Origin of the sequence: Capnocytophaga sp. oral taxon 329 str. F0087 (genome assembly GCF_000213295.2) — a bacterium.
Taxonomy (GTDB): Bacteria; Bacteroidota; Bacteroidia; order Flavobacteriales; family Flavobacteriaceae; genus Capnocytophaga; species Capnocytophaga leadbetteri_A.
Map to the genome: position 1 here is coordinate 1 of NZ_KN390029.1, position 16,052 is coordinate 16,052.

Genomic DNA, 16,052 nt, shown 5'->3' on the forward strand with positions numbered 1-16,052 from the left:
CGTTAGCTGAATTGACCAATATAGACTCTAAAGAACTAAAAGCAGATAACAAACAATCTAAAATAGGCTTCAAATGATACGATTACTACTTATAATACTTGTTTTTCCTGCTTTTTTGACAGCACAAGAAGCCGGCAACCGCCTTTCTTTGCTCTTTATGGGCGATGTGATGGGGCACGGGCCTCAGGTAGAGGGGGCTTACGATGCTAAGACTAAGCAATACGATTATGAACCTGTATTTGCCAAAATAAAGCACAAGTTTGCTGAAGCAGACTTTGCAATAGCTAATCTAGAGGTTACTTTGGGAGGTAAGCCCTATAAGGGGTATCCGCAGTTTTCATCGCCTGATGCCTTGGCGGTAGCTTGCCAAAATAGCGGAATAGATGTGCTAGTAACAGCCAACAATCATACCTGCGATAGAGGTAAAAAAGGAATTATCAGAACTTTAGATGTACTCGACTCGCTAAAAATAGCTCATACAGGCACTTTTAGAGATAAAGCAGCGTTTGATAAGCATAACCTGTTGGTGCTCTCTAAAAATGGCATCACAGTAGGAATACTAAACTACACTTACGGTACTAACGGCTTGCCTGTGCCAGAGCCTACCATAGTGAATCGTATCAACCTACCCCAGATGAAAGAAGATATAGACCAAGCTAAAAAGAGGGCTTTGGATAAGTTGATTGTCGTAATTCATTGGGGGATAGAATACCAGCAACACCAAAATACACAACAAGAGGCTGTGGCAAAATTTTTGTTTGACAATGGGGTAGATATTATTATAGGCGGACACCCCCACGTGCTACAGCCAATGTACTACACTGCCCAAACAGGCCTTCATAAAGAGCAATTTGTAGTATATTCGTTAGGCAATTTTGTGTCGAATCAGCGCAAGAGTCCCTCAGATGGGGGAGCAATGGTATCGCTTACCTTATTAAAAGATGCTCATACAACCAGAATAGTAGATAAAGGTTATCATTTAGTATGGGTAAATAGGACGAAAAAAGCTAATGGTAAATATCTTTTTGAAATATTACCTTGCAAAGAATATGAAGAGGATAATTTTAAAGACCTTACTGAGGAAGCTAAGGATAGTATGAATATTTTTATTAATAATTCTCGCAAACTATTCAAAGGAAATATTTTAGTAGAAGAAAAATAAAAATAATTTGTAAGATTGTAAATAAAATACTATCTTTGTCGCTCTTATAAACCATCTCTTAATTAAGAAGTTTAATAACCATAAATATGAAGAAAATTATACTATTAGCCTCTGCGCTAAGTTTGTTTGCCTGCAAAACTACACAAAAAGTTTCTACCCCTCAGGCAGTAAATCCTATTCCTACCGCTCGTCAATTAGCGTGGCAAGATTTGGAATACTACGCTTTTATTCACTTCAATATGAATACCTTTACTGATATGGAGTGGGGGACAGGAGGGGAAGACCCAGCCCTGTTTAACCCTACTGAATTAGATGTAAATCAATGGGTGAAAGTGATAAAAGAAGCCGGAATGAAAGGGGTTATCATAACTGCTAAGCACCACGATGGGTTCTGTTTGTGGCCTTCAAAATACACAGAACATTCAGTAAAAAACTCTCCTTGGAAAAATGGTAAAGGCGACCTTGTGAAAGATTTATCAGAGGCGTGCCGTAAGGTAGGACTAAAATTTGGAGTCTATCTATCACCTTGGGATAGAAATCACGCAGAATATGCTCGTCCGGCATATGTTAATTACTTTCATAACCAGCTGAGAGAGTTGCTTACTAACTATGGTGAAATATACGAAGTGTGGTTTGATGGCGCTAATGGAGGTACTGGCTACTACGGAGGTGCTAACGAAAACAGAAAAATAGATGCTGACACCTATTATCAATGGGATAAAACGTATGCTATAGTACGCGAATTACAGCCTCAAGCTACTATTTTTGGCGATGAAGGTCCAGATATACGTTGGATAGGTAATGAGAAAGGTTATGGTACTACTACTAACTGGAACCCATTTACCTCTAATCCTACTTTAGAAGGAGCCCCTCGTTTTAAACACTTAGGTGAAGGTGATGAGAATGGTGTGAATTGGATACCTGCAGAGGCAGATGTATCTATCAGACCAGGTTGGTACTACCACGCACGCGAAGACCACCAAGTACGTCCGCTTGAGAAAATGGTAGATATTTACTACGCTTCAGTAGGAAGAGGATATAACTTTTTGCTTAACTTACCAGTAGACAGACGTGGACTCATACACGAGAATGATATCAAGAGATTGATGGAGCTCAAAAAAGTGATAGAAGCAGACTTTGCAGATAACTTAGTAGGTCAAGCTACTGTAAAAGCTAGTAATGAGCGCAAGCCTTTTAGTGTGGCAAATGCTATTGACAGTAATAAAAATACTTATTGGGCTACAGAAGATGGAGTAACCAATGCATCATTAGAGTTTACTTTTAGCAAACCTACTACTTTCAATAGATTTTTAGCACAAGAGTACATCGCCTTAGGGCAACGTGTTAAGAATTTTAAGATAGAATACGAAAAAGACGGACAATGGCAGCCTATAGATGCACAAACTACTATAGGTTATAAACGCATCTTGCGTTTTGAGCCAGTAACTGCTACTAAATTACGCTTTACTATATTAGACGCCAAAGCAGCTCCTCTTATTAGTAATATAGGGATTTATAACGCTCCTCAGCTGTTAGTTACACCTATGGTAACGCGTACTAAGGATGGCTATATTAATATGAAGGCTGCTGATAAAGCTACTGAGATTTACTATACTCTTGATGGTTCGACTCCTACTGAAAAATCAATGCGTTATGGCTCTCCGTTTGCGCTTGCTAAGCCTACTACCCTTAAAGTAGTTGCCTTTGACCGCAGTAGAAACCAATACAGCGAGGTAGCTTCTCACTCTATAGAGGTAGCTAAAGGACTGTGGAAAGTAATAGCTACTAGTGCTAAAGAAGTAAAAACAATTGATAGAATAATAGATGATAGTGCTACTACTTGGGGCTATCAGAAGAAAGAAAATGATACCCCTGCTATTACTATAGATTTAGGTGAAACTTTGTCGTTGAGTGGCTTTACTTATCTACCATCACAAGATAGATGGGCAGAGGGTACTATCAGTCATTATGTGTTTGAAGTAAGTACTGATAACGTACATTGGAAAAAAGTATCAGAAGGTGAGTTTGGTAATATAAAGAATAACCCTATAGAGCAACGTATTAACTTTGCTACTAGAGAAAATGCGCGCTATATTAGGTTAATAGCTACTAAAACTGTAGATAATTCGAGCATTGTATCTTACGGAGAAATTGGTGTTATAACACAGTAAAAATGTATATCAATAACGCAAAATTATCATTAAGCCCTAAATGGCTTTATATTATAGTTCCAACCCTGTTCTTTGCATTTGCAGGGTTGAACTTTTTAGTGTCACTACTATTTGATACCTCTTCTCTTATCAAGGCAGAAATTGCGTCTAAAGGCGAACTAGTGTACCTTACTGAGAATTTGTTAATCTTTGCTATATTTTTAGCAGTGTTGCTCTTATGGGTTAAGTATGTGCATAGAGAGCCATTAACTGCTCTAATTACAGCTCGTCCTAAGATAGATTGGAAGCGATTTTGGTTTGCTTTTGCTTTATGGGGAGTAGTAACAGTAGGGGTAACGCTGATAGATTACGTCATACACCCCGAAGCGTATGTATGGAATTTTCAGTGGATGCCTTTTCTGAAGTTATTGGTGATAGTGGTTCTTATGATGCCTCTGCAAACAGGCTTTGAAGAGGTCTTTTTCAGAGCTTACTTAATGCAGGCAGTAGGACTTACAGTGCGCAATGCTTGGTTACCTTTATTAGTTACTTCAGTTACTTTCGGACTGATGCACCTTGCTAATCCAGAAGTGGAGAAATTAGGTTATATGCTTCTTATTTACTATATAGGTACAGGGTTCTTCTTAGGAATTACCACCTTAATGGATGACGGCATAGAGTTAGCACTTGGCTTTCATACGGCTAATAACCTCTTTACAGCACTTTTAGTTACTTCAGATTGGACAGTATTCCAAGTCCCTTCTCTATTACGTGATGTATCAGAACCTACCTTAGGGCTTACTTTATGGGTACCATTATTAATCTGTTTTCCTTTAATGCTTTATATTTATGCTAAGAAATACCATTGGAAAGATATAAAGAAACACCTTATAACTCGATAAAAATAAAAAAGAGCTGCTCCACAAGGGCAGCTCTTTTACTTTTAAGGATTGGTATCTTTTTAGTTTTTAAATATCTTCTTATGGAAAACAATCATCAGCCCTACAGCTATAGAAATAGCAGAATCAGCTACGTTAAATATAGGCTCAAAGAATCTAAAACGCTTACCGCCCCAAATAGGCAGCCAATCAGGAAGTACTGTGTCAATAATTGGGAAATAGAACATATCTACTACCTTTCCGTGCAATAAAGTACCATAAGGATTGGGTGAGAAAAGCGTAGCTATATTGCCATAGCTTTGGTCGAAAATAACTCCGTAAAATACAGAGTCAATGATGTTGCCCAGAGCACCTGCTAATATTAGAGAGATAGAGATAATAAGCATCTTAGGTTGTTTTTTCTTTATGGCAGAAACCAACCAATAGCCAATACCTATAACAGCAACAATACGAAAGAGCGTCAGTATAAGTTTTCCGTATTTACCTGGTATTTCAGTACCCCAAGCAGCTCCGTCATTCTCAACAAAGCAGATTTTAAACCAACTAAATACCATTACCGCTTCATCAAGAATGAAGTGTGTTTTAATGTATATTTTGCTCCATTGGTCGATGAGGAGCACCAATAAGATAATAAGAGTAGCGTGTTTTAACTTCATAATCTTTTCTTAACGATATTCTTTTACAGCTTCCACAAAGGCAATAGCATTTTCTACCGGTACATTAGGTAGAATACCGTGGCCTAAATTCGCTATATACTTATCCTTTCCAAAAGTGTCAATCATTTCTTTTACTTTTTTCTTAATCTCAGCGGGCGAAGAGAGTAGGCGAGAAGGGTCAAAGTTACCTTGTAGCACTATCTTTCCTCCGGTTAGTTCTCTTGCTTTTTCAGGGCTGCACGTCCAGTCAATACCTAAAGCAGAAGCTTTAGAGGCAGCCATTTCAGGTAATGCAAACCAGCAGCCTTTGCCAAATACAATTACTTTAGTCAGCGGCGCTAGGGCTTCAACTATCTGATTGATATATTGCCAAGAAAAAGTACGATAATCTTCAGGCGAGAGCACTCCACCCCAACTATCGAATATCTGCACAGCATCTACCCCTGCTTTCACCTTTTCTTTTAGGTATAATATAGTAGTATCAGTTATTTTCTGTAGCAACTGATGTGCGGTTGCAGCATCGGTAAAGCAAAGCTCTTTAGCCGTAGCAAAATCGCGAGAGCTAGAGCCTTGTACAGCATAACAGAAGATAGTGAAAGGAGACCCTGCAAAACCAATCAGAGGCACGCGATTGTTAAGTCGCTGTTTGGTAAGCTTTACTGCCTCAAGCACATAGCCCAATGTTTCTTCAATGTCAGGTACAATCACTTGAGCCACATCTTTGGCGGTACGTATAGGATTAGGGAGCCAAGGGCCTACACCTTTTTTCATTTCTACCTCAATATTCATCGCTTGAGGTACGACTAAGATGTCTGAGAATAAGATAGCAGCATCTACGCCTACAATATCAACTGGTTGTACTGTTATTTCGGCTGCTAATTCAGGAGTTTTACAGCGTGTAAAGAAGTCGTATTTATCGCGTAAAGCTCTAAATTCAGGCAAATATCTACCTGCCTGACGCATCATCCACACAGGAGGGCGTTCAGTGCTTTCGCCATTTAGTACGCGTAGAAATATATCGTTTTGTAACATTTTTTGTTAGGTGTAAAAAAGAAGAGGCTGCCCGAAAGGTTTTTGGGCAGTCTCTTCTGCATAATAATAACTTAAATACTTTTGATGATACTGATGAAATCATCAGCTTTAAGAGCTGCCCCTCCGATAAGTCCGCCGTCTACATCTTCTTTAGCAAAGATTTCTTTAGCGTTATCAGGTTTTACGCTGCCACCATATAGGATAGACACGCTATCAGCTACATTTTTGCCGTATTTATCAGCAATGGTTTTGCGGATAAAATGGTGAATTTCTTGTGCTTGCTCTGGACTTGCAGTTTCGCCAGTACCGATAGCCCAAACAGGTTCGTAAGCCAATACGATATGTTGCCAAGCCTCAGCAGGTAGATGGAATAATCCATTCTTTATTTGGCTACCTACTACATCAAAATGCTTGTTTGCTTTGCGTTCTGCAAGCTCTTCACCTATACAGAATACTACACGCATATTGTGTTTTAGGGCGGTATCTACTTTTTTAGCAAGACTTTCATCTGTTTCGTTGAAATAGGCACGGCGTTCAGAGTGACCTAAGATAGTAGTTTTCACTCCGATAGCATTTAGCATTTCAGCAGATATTTCGCCTGTATAAGCTCCGTTTTCAGCGAAGTGCATATTCTGAGCGATAACTTCTATAGCGCTACCTTTAGCAGCTTCTACTGAAGGGATAAGGTTTACAAAAGTAGGGGCAATCATCACCTCTGCATCAGTTTGAGGTACTTTTTTCAATAGGTCTGAAATAAGGGCTAATGATTTGTTTACATCATTATTCATTTTCCAGTTTCCTGCTACAATTTTTTTTCTCATATATAATGAATTTTTTATTTTCAGGTGGTAAAGTGTTGTCTTGTGGCGCAAAGATACAAAATAATTATCAATTAGCAATTGATGATTAGCAATTTACTAACGACTCTCTCTCCACTTACAAGCCAACAGTGTGTTTTTCAGTAGCATAGCTATTGTCATAGGGCCTACACCACCAGGTACAGGGGTAATGTAGTTTGCTTTATTTTTCACTTCATCAAAAGCTACATCGCCTACGATACGGTATCCTTTAGGGGCATTATCGTCTTGCAAGCGTGTAATACCTACATCTATCACGGTTACCCCTTCTTTTACCATATCACCTTTGAGGAACTCTGGTATTCCTAACGCCATTACTATTATGTCAGCTTGGCGAGTAAAGTCGGCAAGGTTGGGAGTGTGACTGTGGGTTAGAGTAACAGTAGCATTACCTTGAGCACCTTTCTGGCTGAGCAAAATACTGATAGGTCTACCCACTATATGCGAACGCCCTACTACCACTACGTGCTTGCCTTTGGTAGGTACTTCGTAGCGTTTTAGGAGCTCCATAATACCAAAGGGAGTAGCAGGTATAAAAGCCTCCATATCAAGGGCTATTCTACCAAAGTTAGCAGGGTGAAACCCATCTACATCTTTCTTAGGGTCTACGGCTAAAAGTATTTTTTGCTCATCGATATGCTTAGGCAGTGGCAATTGCACTATATAACCATCAATATCAGCATTAGCGTTGAGCTTGTCTATTTCTTTTAAGAGCGCTTCTTCTGTTATGTCAGCAGGTAGTTTTACAAGAGTAGAAGCAAAGCCAACCTGTTCGCAGGCTTTTACCTTGCTGTTTACGTAGGTAATACTCGCGCCGTTGTCGCCTACTAATACAGCGGCTAAGTGAGGCACTTTCTTGCCAGCCGCTTTCAGTTGTTTTACTTCTTCAGCAATTTCTTGCTTGAGTGCTTCCGAGGTCTTTTTTCCGTCTAAAATAGTCATTTTTATTATAGTATTTAGTTGTTAATGTTATTGTTCGCCTATCATTTGCAAAGCCTCTTTTACTTGTGCTAAAGACTCAAACGAATCGCTAAAAGTAGTAGAGGTTTTTGTTCTTTCTATTTCATCTATAAGAGCTTTCACAATTTCTGTAGGGATATATTCTTCACCGCCCGATAGGTCAGCTTTAAAGCCTATTCCCACAGCCATTGTTTCTACCTGCATACCAAAGCAAATTTCGATAAATTCTTCTAAGGTAGCTGATTGCAGTATGCCGTCTTTCCAATCTTCAGTTTTGCAAGCCAAAGCAGTGTCTTTGTCCTCAAAAAAGAGGGCAACCGGAATAGCCTCGTTAGTCTCTTCTATATAAAAAGATACTGAGCTACACATAGCGAACGATTCGTCTACCTCTAAGTAGAACACCTCTTTGTTCTTTACTACGGTTTCTATAAACTTTTTCATAAATAGTAATTTTTATAATTAGGTTTTATCTCATTCCCTGCATCATTTGCATCATTTTTCTACCGCCGCCGCCTTGCATCATCTTCATCATCTTGCTCATTTGCTCAAACTGCTTCATCAGTTGGTTCACCTCCTGAAGCTCACGACCACTACCTTTAGCGATGCGTTTTTTTCTGCTCATATCTATAATGGCAGGATTGCTGCGCTCTTTAGGGGTCATCGAGTGAATTATTGCCTCTATATGCTTAAAGGCATCGTCTTTTATGTCGAGGTCTTTCACCGCTTTGCCCACCCCTGGTAGCATACCGAGTAGGTCTTTCATACTACCCATACGCTTTATTTGCTGTATTTGTTCAAGGAAGTCGTCAAAGCCAAATTGGTTTTTAGCAATTTTCTTCTGTAGTTTGCGAGCCTGTTCTTCGTCAAATTGCTCTTGGGCGCGTTCAACGAGCGAAACCACGTCCCCCATACCGAGGATACGGTCAGCCATACGGTCAGGGTAGAACACATCTATAGCGTCCATCTTCTCGCCTGTACCAACGAACTTGATAGGTTTATTTACTACTGATTTGATGGTGATAGCAGCCCCTCCGCGGGTATCACCATCTAATTTGGTAAGTATAACCCCGTCAAAGTTAAGTACATCGTTGAAGGCTTTAGCTGTGTTTACCGCATCTTGTCCGGTCATCGCATCTACTACGAAGAGCGTTTCGTGTGGTTTGATAGCTTGGTGAATGTTTGATATTTCGTTCATCATCTGTTCATCAACTGCCAAACGACCTGCCGTATCGACAATCACCACGTTCAGATGATTTTCCTTAGCGTAAGCCAAACCTTTCAGAGCGATATCCACAGGATTGTTATTGCCTTTGTCTGAAAATACCGGTACGCCTACCTGCTCGCCTACTATGTGTAGCTGGTCTATCGCAGCAGGGCGGTACACGTCGCAAGCCACTAAGAGGGGCTTTTTGTTCTTTTTGGTTTTCAGATAGTTAGCTAATTTTCCAGAGAAAGTAGTCTTACCCGAACCTTGCAATCCCGACATTAATATCACGGTAGGATTACCCGACAGATTTACCCCTGCGGCATCACCTCCCATCAGTTGGGTAAGTTCATCTTTTACGATTTTCACCATCAACTGTCCAGGTTGTAGGGTAGTGAGTACCTGCTGACCGATAGCTTTTTCTTTTACGGTATTGGTAAAATCTTTAGCTATTTTATAGTTTACGTCGGCGTCTAACAGTGCGCGACGAACCTCTTTAAGGGTTTCGGCTACGTTAATTTCGGTAATTTTACCGTGCCCTTTGAGGTTATGCAGGGCTTTCTCTAATTTATCGCTTAAATTATCAAACATTTTATTCTATTTTAAAAGTGGGGCAAAGATAATAAATAAATACGAAATACGAAATACAAGAGCCTAAAATTTACTTTTATCCTTCGCTTATCCTTCGCTTATCCTTAGCTCAAGTCTCGAATTGTGCGTTTGAACTAAATATTTATGATCATATTTTTCTTTTTTTCTTGTTCATTCGGAAAATTTTTGTACATTTGTAGCGTGTACTTAAAAATGCTAAGATTATGAAAAATAAAGTACGATGGTTAATATTTTGTTTGCTATGGCTTTCAGGGGTGGCGCACGCGCAACTTAAAACTGTTAGCGGAGTAGTCAGAGAGCCTGACGGTACGCCTTTAATGGGGGTAGCTGTTGTGATAAAAGGTACTACTCAAGGGATAATTACCGACATCGATGGTAAGTATTCAATACAAGCACGTGCAGGTAGCATCTTAGAGTTTAAGGTTATAGGCTACAAAAATGTGAGTAGAATAGTGCCTAAAACCAGCGATACAAATGTGTCGATAGGAGTTGTTTTGCAAGAAGAGGAAATATGTTTTTACCCAGCACCTCCTGAGGAAAAAATGATAGCATTAGGTATAGAAAAAACTAGTAATATACCTTATAAAATAGAGGCTTTCACTCAGAAGTACATCAGTCAAGGGCAAAGCGATAATGTTGTAAGCTCTTTAGACGGAATGGTCGCCGGACTCAATGTGCAGCGCACCGCCTTAGGAGTGGGCGAGCGTAGGGTGACGATGCGCGGTATGCGTTCCTTGTTTTCAGATAATAATGTGCTCTACGTGATAGACGGAGTGCCATACGACCAGCCTTCAGATCTCAATCCAGAAGACATAAAAGAGGTGCGAGTACTTATAGGCGCTTCAGCTTCAGCACTCTATGGTGCATCGGCCGCTAACGGAGTGGTGCTTATACAAACCCAAAAACCTCAAAACCGAGATATTAGAGTGCGTTTATCATCTTCTCTTCAGTTTGAAAATGCGTATGATTTGCCCCAAATGCAAAATACTTATGGCAATGAGGCAGGGCAATACACCTCGTGGGGGCGCAAGCTCAGTACCCCTTCATCTTTCAATGCCAAAGATTTCTTCCGAACAGGCTATCAAGCTATGACGGCAGTCAATCTGTCAGGTGGTAGTAGCACTAACCGCACTTATGCTTCTGTGGGTTCATTGCAGACTAAGGGGATAGTACCCAATACGGCATACAACCGCTATAATATATGGGTGCGCAATGTTAACGAGTTGCTTAATGAAGATATAGTATTAGACCTCACAGGGGGGTATACCCACCAGTTTCAGCGCAACCAAGTAGGGCACGGTATCGCTTCCAACCCTATTGCGGGGCTTTATCTTTACCCCAGAGGCGAAAACTTTGCCCAAGAGCGTTATTTCGAACGTTATGACCCCGATTTAGGCTATGCTAAACAGTATTGGTATGCTGGGTCAGGCACAGCCGATACCCCTGCCGATATGGGTGAGAATATACAAAACCCCTATTGGGTGGCCTATCGCAATGTGCGCCCTGAGAGCAAAGATCGCTATTTTTTGTCGAGCAAATTGTTTTTTAATATCAGTAACAGATTCAGTCTCACTACACGCTTCAGCTTAGATAATAGCTACTATAAGCGCGAGGACAGGCGTTATGCTTCTACCTTACCAGCTTATGCAGGCGAAAATGGTTATTATGCCTCAGAGAAAGAGAGTACCCAACAGCAATATGCCGATGCCATACTCAAATACGTAAGCACGATATACGGACATTTACAGTTTACTACCTATGCAGGGGCTATCTATCAGGCTACGGCACAAAACAGAGAGGGGTATGGAGGCAATCTGCTTTCTCCTAATAAGTTTAATCTAGCAAATATAACTCCTTCACAACTGAGGGTACTCCCTAACCATCTCGATTATCAGCAGAAGAATGGGGCTGCCTTTCTTTTGGCTGAAGTCTGGTGGAAGTATTTACAGCTAACCGCTTCAGGGCGAGCAGACTTCTCATTATCTCATCCTTATGCTAGTAGCAAAGCCATTATAAGTCCATCAGTAGGTTTGTCTACCAGTTTGCTCAAAATGTTCGACTTAGATATTAAGTATTTGCTAAATGCCAAGGTATGGGCATTTTACACTGAAGTAGCAGCCCCTCTTCGCTATAAAGGTTGGAATGAACGCATCTTCCTCCCCGAAAAACTACAGCCTGAACGCACCCGCTCTTACGAAGCAGGTATTAGTACGAGTTGGTTGAATGATCAGGTAGGGCTAAATGCTGCTGTGTACCGCACTCTCACCAGCAATCAGTTAGTGCCAACAACTATGCCGTATGGTTCAGTATATACCTACCAATGGGCGCAGGCAGGCGAAGTAGAAAACCAAGGTATAGAGTTATCGGCTATCTATAGAAATAACTCTAGCCTTTTCAGATATAGATTGGCTCTCAATGCTACTGCCAACCGCAACAAGATAACCCAATTAGGCACAGAACAAATACTGAATGACTATTTCAGGCTGCGTGAGGGCGACCAGATAGGCGACTTATACGATACCAATGGCAAACGCTTAGGCAGTACCAATCCTGATTGGCTTTTTGGATTGAAAGGAGCTATAACTTACAAAAATTGGGATTTTGATTTCTGGATAAAAGCGCGTTTAGGGGGCGAAGTGTTATCAGATACCGAGCGCTATTTAGATCGTTATGGGGTTTCACAAGCTTCGGCTACAGCACGCGATACCGAAAACGATCTTTTAGGTATTCCTGCACCTTATTATTTTCAACACAAACCTACTGAAAAGTATGTGTATGAGGCTACTAACTTACGCCTGCAACGCTTAGCACTTACGTACCATTTTAATAAGATTTCTATGATAAAAGGCTTTAGTGACTTTAGCCTGTCACTCATAGCCGACAATGTGCTGATGCTCTATAACAAAGCTCCTTTCGACCCTGAGCTAGTATCAGGTACGGGCACTTATGAGGCTGGCTACAACCTATTTATGTTGCCTAGTGTAAGGAGTTACGGACTAAAGGTTAATTTTCAATTCTAAGTGTTATGAAAAAAGTATTTATATATATTGCTTTGGCAGCTACTTTAGGGGCTTGCCAAAACGAAGGAGATGATGCCACTCTGGCACCTCCTACACGTCAAGCATTGTACTTAGACGGTAGTAGTACTCGCGAGGTCTATGTGATACCTTCCCAAGAAAATGAAATAAAGGTGCTAAAAGCTAAGCTGTTGCAGCCTTCAGAAGAGATAACAGCAGCTACTATAGTAGTTGGCGATACACTGGCTCTTACCGACTATAATGCGCAATACGGCACTGCCTATAAGTTGTTGCCTAAAGCGACCTACAAAATAGATGATAATGTGATATTCGACCACAATGACCGCGAATCAGCTATCAATCTAACGCTTGAAGGACTTACTTTTGCCGATGAGAATGAGGTATATGCGTTGCCTCTACAGCTGTTAGGCAGTAAGAACCTACCTGTGTTAAACGGACAAGACCGGCTCTTGCTCATCGTACGCCAAGAGGTAAGGGCTAAAGTACTGCGTATGGGTACTACAGATGCTACTAAATCAGGGTTACTTAGAGAAAAGCTCCCCCGCTGGACGTTAGAATTTACGGTAAATCTGCCTACTATAGCCGATAATACACCTCTGATAACTATTAATGACACACTATCAGTCGGCTTTGCGGCACAACAATTGCAAGTAAAGTGGGCTGAAAGAACACTAACTGTTTCTAAAGAGCGTTTGCAGGCAGCTGCTAACAAATGGTATGCCCTTTCAGTGAGCTATGATAGCCATACGCTTAGGGTATATGTCAATGGCGAGCTACTTGCTCAAGAGCAAATAAAGGGTGAGACTTTGTCTCTCAATCAGCTGACGATAGCTGGTAGCAAACAACTTATCAGAGAAGTTCGATTTTGGCAACGAGCCCTTACACCACGCGAGGTAGTTGATAAGCTATGGCACCTACAGTCAGCACACTCTGATTTGCTGTTCTACTTACCTTTGAATGGGAAGAAGAAAGAACCTTATACCAAGCAAGTAACCGATGATGAGACCTTCCTCTGGGACTGGTCAGCTTACGGAGGCTTAGATATGCCTATACCTGCAGGGGCAACCTTTGATAATTACAGAGGAATGGGGTATGCGTTTCCTAACAACGACTAACATTTAAAATGAGAATAAAATTTAACAAGAAATACGCATTATGGGCATTAGCCTTATTAGGTATAGAATTTCTTATCGCTACGGTATTCAGTCGCATAGGTTTTATAAGGAGCTATATAGGCGATGTATTAGTGGTGATATTATTGTATTGCTTAGTGCTTTCGGTAGTAAAAGTCAGAAACAAGAGCAAGCTGATAGGGGGTATTTTTCTTTTTGCGGTATTAGTAGAAGTATTGCAATATTTTGGAGTAGCCACTTATTTAGGATTTACTAAAGGAAGTTTAGGGTATATCATATTAGGCAATCACTTTTCGTGGGGCGATATACTAAGCTATGCCATAGGCTGCCTCATTTTGCAATTAACAACTCGTAATTAAAAAGAAATGTATATAGATATAGGTATCAATCTCACTAATAAGCAGTTTGCAGGTGAGTATGATGAAGTAATAGATAGGGCAATAAGTGCAGGGGTAGAGCAGATACTACTCACGGGAACGAGTGTGCGAAGCAGTAAGGAAGCTTTGGCTTTAGCTAAAGAATACCCTGAAACGCTATTTGCTACTGCGGGTATTCATCCCCACGATGCTAAGACGATGAACGCTGAGAGTATCAAGATATTAGCGGCATTGCTCAAAGAGAAAAAGGTAGTAGCGGTAGGCGAGTGTGGCTTAGACTTCGACCGCGATTTTTCGCCTCGTCCAGTGCAAGAAAGCTGCTTTCACGCACAATTGTCATTAGCTGAAGAGGTGCAAAAACCGCTCTTTCTTCACGAACGAGCTGCTTTCGATCGTTTCATAGCCATACTTAAGGAGCACTCTTCATTGCCTGAAGGGGTAGTGCATTGCTTTACGGGACAATTAAAAGAGGCAAAAACTTATTTAGAAATGGGGTATTACATAGGTTTTACCGGTGCTATAACCGATATGCGTAGATTTGCAGCTTTAGAAGAAGTAGTACGTTATGTACCTTTAGATCGTATGCTTATAGAGACAGATGCACCTTTTATGATGCCTAAGAATGTGCCAACACGTCAGTTGTCGTACCATCAGCAAAGACGCAATGAGCCCGCTTTTTTGCCATATGTAGCACAAACTATAGCACACTATAAGGGAGTCCCCTTAAAAGCAGTAGCTGATAAAACTCGCGAAAATGCAGAAGCTCTTTTTAAATTGTAATAATAAAATAATAAGGGGTGAATAACAACTCACCCCTTATTATTTTATTATTATTTAATGTTTAAGTGCTTCTATCTGTTGGAGTAGATGATGAATAATTTCGAGGCCAGCCATATTTACCTCTAAGTCGTAATGCCAGTTAGTAAAACGCTCGAAAGCAGAAAGCTGGTCATAATGCAGATAGGTAGTGTTATCAATTACCTCTGTTTGTATAAGTCCGCTTGATACCAGGTCGTTAAAAAATGAGATTTCTATATTGTACAAACGGATTATTTCTTCTTTAGATATTCTTTCTTCCATAACTATGAATTTTTAAGTTGTTCGAATAATGCCTTTTGTTTATCGGTGAGATTCTGGGGCAGAGTGACGTGGTAACTAACGAATAGGTCACCGAAAGCTCCTTCTTGTTTGTAGATAGGCATACCTTTACCTTTTAGGCGTACAGTAGTACCGTTTTGGGTTTCGGCAACCACTTTCATTTTCACTTTGCCGTTAAGAGTTTCAATTAGCACTTCACCACCAAGCACAGCTGTATAAAGGTCGATATTAACAGTGGTTTTCAGGTCATTTCCATCACGTTCAAACTGATTATCAGGTGTTATGTGGAAAGTAATGTATAGATCGCCATTAGGCCCACCGTTATAACCCTGATGCCCGTGTCCTTTTAGCTTTATTTGTAGCCCCTCATATACTCCTGCTGGTACAGTAATACGTATATTCTGACCGTTTACTGAAAAAGTACGTTGTTGAGTAACAGCGGCTTCTCGCAAAGAAAGTTGCATATCGGCATAGATGTCTTGTCCTTTAAACTTGCCTGCTGCACTACCATACCCACGACCGAAGCCTTCTGCACGACCGCCAAACATATTGCGGAAGAAATCAGAATAGTCACCTTCTTGAAAGTCGCCTTGTGCGAAGCCTCCAAACCCGCCTTGTGCTTGTTGTTGTGCTCTTTCGTATTCTTCGCCGTGTTGCCAGTGTTCACCATATTTATCATATTTAGCACGGTTTTCGGGATTAGAAAGTACTTCGTTTGCCTCGTTAATTTCTTTAAACTTTTGTTCAGCATTCTTATCATTAGGGTTCATATCAGGGTGATATTTGCGTGCTAACTTCCGATATGCTTTTTTGATTTCATCTTGAGTAGCTGTTTTACTAACCTCTAAAGTTTTATAGTAATCTATCATACGTT

Annotated in this window: 15 protein-coding genes; 7 read left to right on the forward strand and 8 right to left on the reverse strand. The window is 40.6% G+C overall.

What is annotated here, in order from left to right; translation table 11 throughout:
* Positions 1 to 73: 73 nt before the first annotated feature.
* The 3 genes from HMPREF9074_RS09190 to HMPREF9074_RS09200 all read left to right on the forward strand — a co-directional run bounded on the left by HMPREF9074_RS09190 (position 74) and on the right by HMPREF9074_RS09200 (position 4,214).
* Positions 74 to 1,162 carry a CapA family protein gene (locus tag HMPREF9074_RS09190; RefSeq protein WP_009388917.1) on the forward strand — a complete coding sequence of 363 codons (1,089 nt, stop codon included), beginning with the start codon at positions 74 to 76 and terminating at the stop codon, positions 1,160 to 1,162.
* 86 nt (positions 1,163 to 1,248) lie between these two features.
* The gene (locus HMPREF9074_RS09195; RefSeq protein WP_009388918.1) at positions 1,249 to 3,333 is read left to right on the forward strand and encodes an alpha-L-fucosidase; all 2,085 of its coding nucleotides are present in this window, start codon (positions 1,249 to 1,251) and stop codon (positions 3,331 to 3,333) included.
* 2 nt (positions 3,334 to 3,335) lie between these two features.
* Positions 3,336 to 4,214, forward strand: a complete 879-nt coding sequence (locus HMPREF9074_RS09200) for a CPBP family intramembrane glutamic endopeptidase (protein ID WP_009388919.1) — start codon at positions 3,336 to 3,338, stop codon at positions 4,212 to 4,214.
* Positions 4,215 to 4,273: 59 nt separating this feature from the next.
* On the opposite strand, the gene HMPREF9074_RS09205 is transcribed toward HMPREF9074_RS09200, so the two are convergent.
* From HMPREF9074_RS09205 to ffh, 6 genes are all read right to left on the reverse strand, one after another.
* Positions 4,274 to 4,867, reverse strand: a complete 594-nt coding sequence (locus HMPREF9074_RS09205; RefSeq protein WP_009388920.1) for a lipoprotein signal peptidase — start codon at positions 4,865 to 4,867, stop codon at positions 4,274 to 4,276.
* Between the two features lie 9 nt (positions 4,868 to 4,876).
* Positions 4,877 to 5,899 (reverse strand): uroporphyrinogen decarboxylase, encoded by a 1,023-nt coding sequence (gene hemE / locus HMPREF9074_RS09210; RefSeq protein ID WP_009388921.1) that lies wholly within the window; start codon positions 5,897 to 5,899, stop codon positions 4,877 to 4,879.
* Between the two features lie 71 nt (positions 5,900 to 5,970).
* Positions 5,971 to 6,720, reverse strand: coding sequence for a triose-phosphate isomerase (tpiA, locus tag HMPREF9074_RS09215; protein ID WP_009388922.1), 750 nt, complete (start codon positions 6,718 to 6,720; stop codon positions 5,971 to 5,973).
* Positions 6,721 to 6,816: 96 nt separating this feature from the next.
* Complete coding sequence (gene folD / locus HMPREF9074_RS09220) at positions 6,817 to 7,698, reverse strand: bifunctional methylenetetrahydrofolate dehydrogenase/methenyltetrahydrofolate cyclohydrolase FolD (RefSeq protein ID WP_009388923.1); 882 nt, start codon at positions 7,696 to 7,698, stop codon at positions 6,817 to 6,819.
* Positions 7,699 to 7,725: 27 nt separating this feature from the next.
* Positions 7,726 to 8,157 carry a DUF2750 domain-containing protein gene (locus HMPREF9074_RS09225; RefSeq protein ID WP_009388924.1) on the reverse strand — a complete coding sequence of 144 codons (432 nt, stop codon included), beginning with the start codon at positions 8,155 to 8,157 and terminating at the stop codon, positions 7,726 to 7,728.
* Between the two features lie 25 nt (positions 8,158 to 8,182).
* Entirely contained in the window at positions 8,183 to 9,511 is a 1,329-nt protein-coding gene (ffh, locus tag HMPREF9074_RS09230; RefSeq protein ID WP_009388925.1) for a signal recognition particle protein, read from the reverse strand.
* A gap of 224 nt (positions 9,512 to 9,735) precedes the next feature.
* Between ffh and HMPREF9074_RS09235 the strand changes: the two genes are divergently transcribed.
* Genes HMPREF9074_RS09235 through HMPREF9074_RS09250 form a run of 4 tightly spaced genes read left to right on the forward strand, consistent with a single transcriptional unit; the run spans position 9,736 to position 14,860 of the window.
* The gene (locus HMPREF9074_RS09235; protein ID WP_009388926.1) at positions 9,736 to 12,552 is read left to right on the forward strand and encodes a TonB-dependent receptor plug domain-containing protein; all 2,817 of its coding nucleotides are present in this window, start codon (positions 9,736 to 9,738) and stop codon (positions 12,550 to 12,552) included.
* Between the two features lie 5 nt (positions 12,553 to 12,557).
* Positions 12,558 to 13,685 carry a LamG-like jellyroll fold domain-containing protein gene (locus tag HMPREF9074_RS09240; RefSeq protein ID WP_009388927.1) on the forward strand — a complete coding sequence of 376 codons (1,128 nt, stop codon included), beginning with the start codon at positions 12,558 to 12,560 and terminating at the stop codon, positions 13,683 to 13,685.
* Positions 13,686 to 13,693: 8 nt separating this feature from the next.
* The gene (locus tag HMPREF9074_RS09245) at positions 13,694 to 14,062 is read left to right on the forward strand and encodes a ribosomal maturation YjgA family protein (protein ID WP_009388928.1); all 369 of its coding nucleotides are present in this window, start codon (positions 13,694 to 13,696) and stop codon (positions 14,060 to 14,062) included.
* Between the two features lie 6 nt (positions 14,063 to 14,068).
* Entirely contained in the window at positions 14,069 to 14,860 is a 792-nt protein-coding gene (locus HMPREF9074_RS09250; protein WP_009388929.1) for a TatD family hydrolase, read from the forward strand.
* 54 nt (positions 14,861 to 14,914) lie between these two features.
* Here HMPREF9074_RS09250 and HMPREF9074_RS09255 read toward each other — a convergent pair whose 3' ends face one another.
* Both HMPREF9074_RS09255 and HMPREF9074_RS09260 read right to left on the reverse strand, forming a co-directional pair.
* Positions 14,915 to 15,160: a chaperone modulator CbpM gene (locus tag HMPREF9074_RS09255; RefSeq protein ID WP_009388930.1), complete on the reverse strand. Its 246-nt coding sequence runs from the start codon at positions 15,158 to 15,160 to the stop codon at positions 14,915 to 14,917.
* 2 nt (positions 15,161 to 15,162) lie between these two features.
* Positions 15,163 to 16,047: a DnaJ C-terminal domain-containing protein gene (locus HMPREF9074_RS09260; protein WP_009388931.1), complete on the reverse strand. Its 885-nt coding sequence runs from the start codon at positions 16,045 to 16,047 to the stop codon at positions 15,163 to 15,165.
* Between the last annotated feature and the right edge of the window lie 5 nt (positions 16,048 to 16,052).

Excerpts from the sequence above, each read along its gene's own strand:
- HMPREF9074_RS09190 (WP_009388917.1), top strand. The coding sequence starts at position 74 with ATGATACGATTACTACTTATAATACTTGTTTTTCCTGCTTTTTTGACA.
- HMPREF9074_RS09195 (WP_009388918.1), top strand. The coding sequence starts at position 1,249 with ATGAAGAAAATTATACTATTAGCCTCTGCGCTAAGTTTGTTTGCCTGC.
- HMPREF9074_RS09200 (WP_009388919.1), top strand. The coding sequence starts at position 3,336 with ATGTATATCAATAACGCAAAATTATCATTAAGCCCTAAATGGCTTTAT.
- HMPREF9074_RS09205 (WP_009388920.1), bottom strand. The coding sequence starts at position 4,867 with ATGAAGTTAAAACACGCTACTCTTATTATCTTATTGGTGCTCCTCATC.
- hemE (WP_009388921.1), bottom strand. The coding sequence starts at position 5,899 with ATGTTACAAAACGATATATTTCTACGCGTACTAAATGGCGAAAGCACT.
- tpiA (WP_009388922.1), bottom strand. The coding sequence starts at position 6,720 with ATGAGAAAAAAAATTGTAGCAGGAAACTGGAAAATGAATAATGATGTA.
- folD (WP_009388923.1), bottom strand. The coding sequence starts at position 7,698 with ATGACTATTTTAGACGGAAAAAAGACCTCGGAAGCACTCAAGCAAGAA.
- HMPREF9074_RS09225 (WP_009388924.1), bottom strand. The coding sequence starts at position 8,157 with ATGAAAAAGTTTATAGAAACCGTAGTAAAGAACAAAGAGGTGTTCTAC.
- ffh (WP_009388925.1), bottom strand. The coding sequence starts at position 9,511 with ATGTTTGATAATTTAAGCGATAAATTAGAGAAAGCCCTGCATAACCTC.
- HMPREF9074_RS09235 (WP_009388926.1), top strand. The coding sequence starts at position 9,736 with ATGAAAAATAAAGTACGATGGTTAATATTTTGTTTGCTATGGCTTTCA.
- HMPREF9074_RS09240 (WP_009388927.1), top strand. The coding sequence starts at position 12,558 with ATGAAAAAAGTATTTATATATATTGCTTTGGCAGCTACTTTAGGGGCT.
- HMPREF9074_RS09245 (WP_009388928.1), top strand. The coding sequence starts at position 13,694 with ATGAGAATAAAATTTAACAAGAAATACGCATTATGGGCATTAGCCTTA.
- HMPREF9074_RS09250 (WP_009388929.1), top strand. The coding sequence starts at position 14,069 with ATGTATATAGATATAGGTATCAATCTCACTAATAAGCAGTTTGCAGGT.
- HMPREF9074_RS09255 (WP_009388930.1), bottom strand. The coding sequence starts at position 15,160 with ATGGAAGAAAGAATATCTAAAGAAGAAATAATCCGTTTGTACAATATA.
- HMPREF9074_RS09260 (WP_009388931.1), bottom strand. The coding sequence starts at position 16,047 with ATGATAGATTACTATAAAACTTTAGAGGTTAGTAAAACAGCTACTCAA.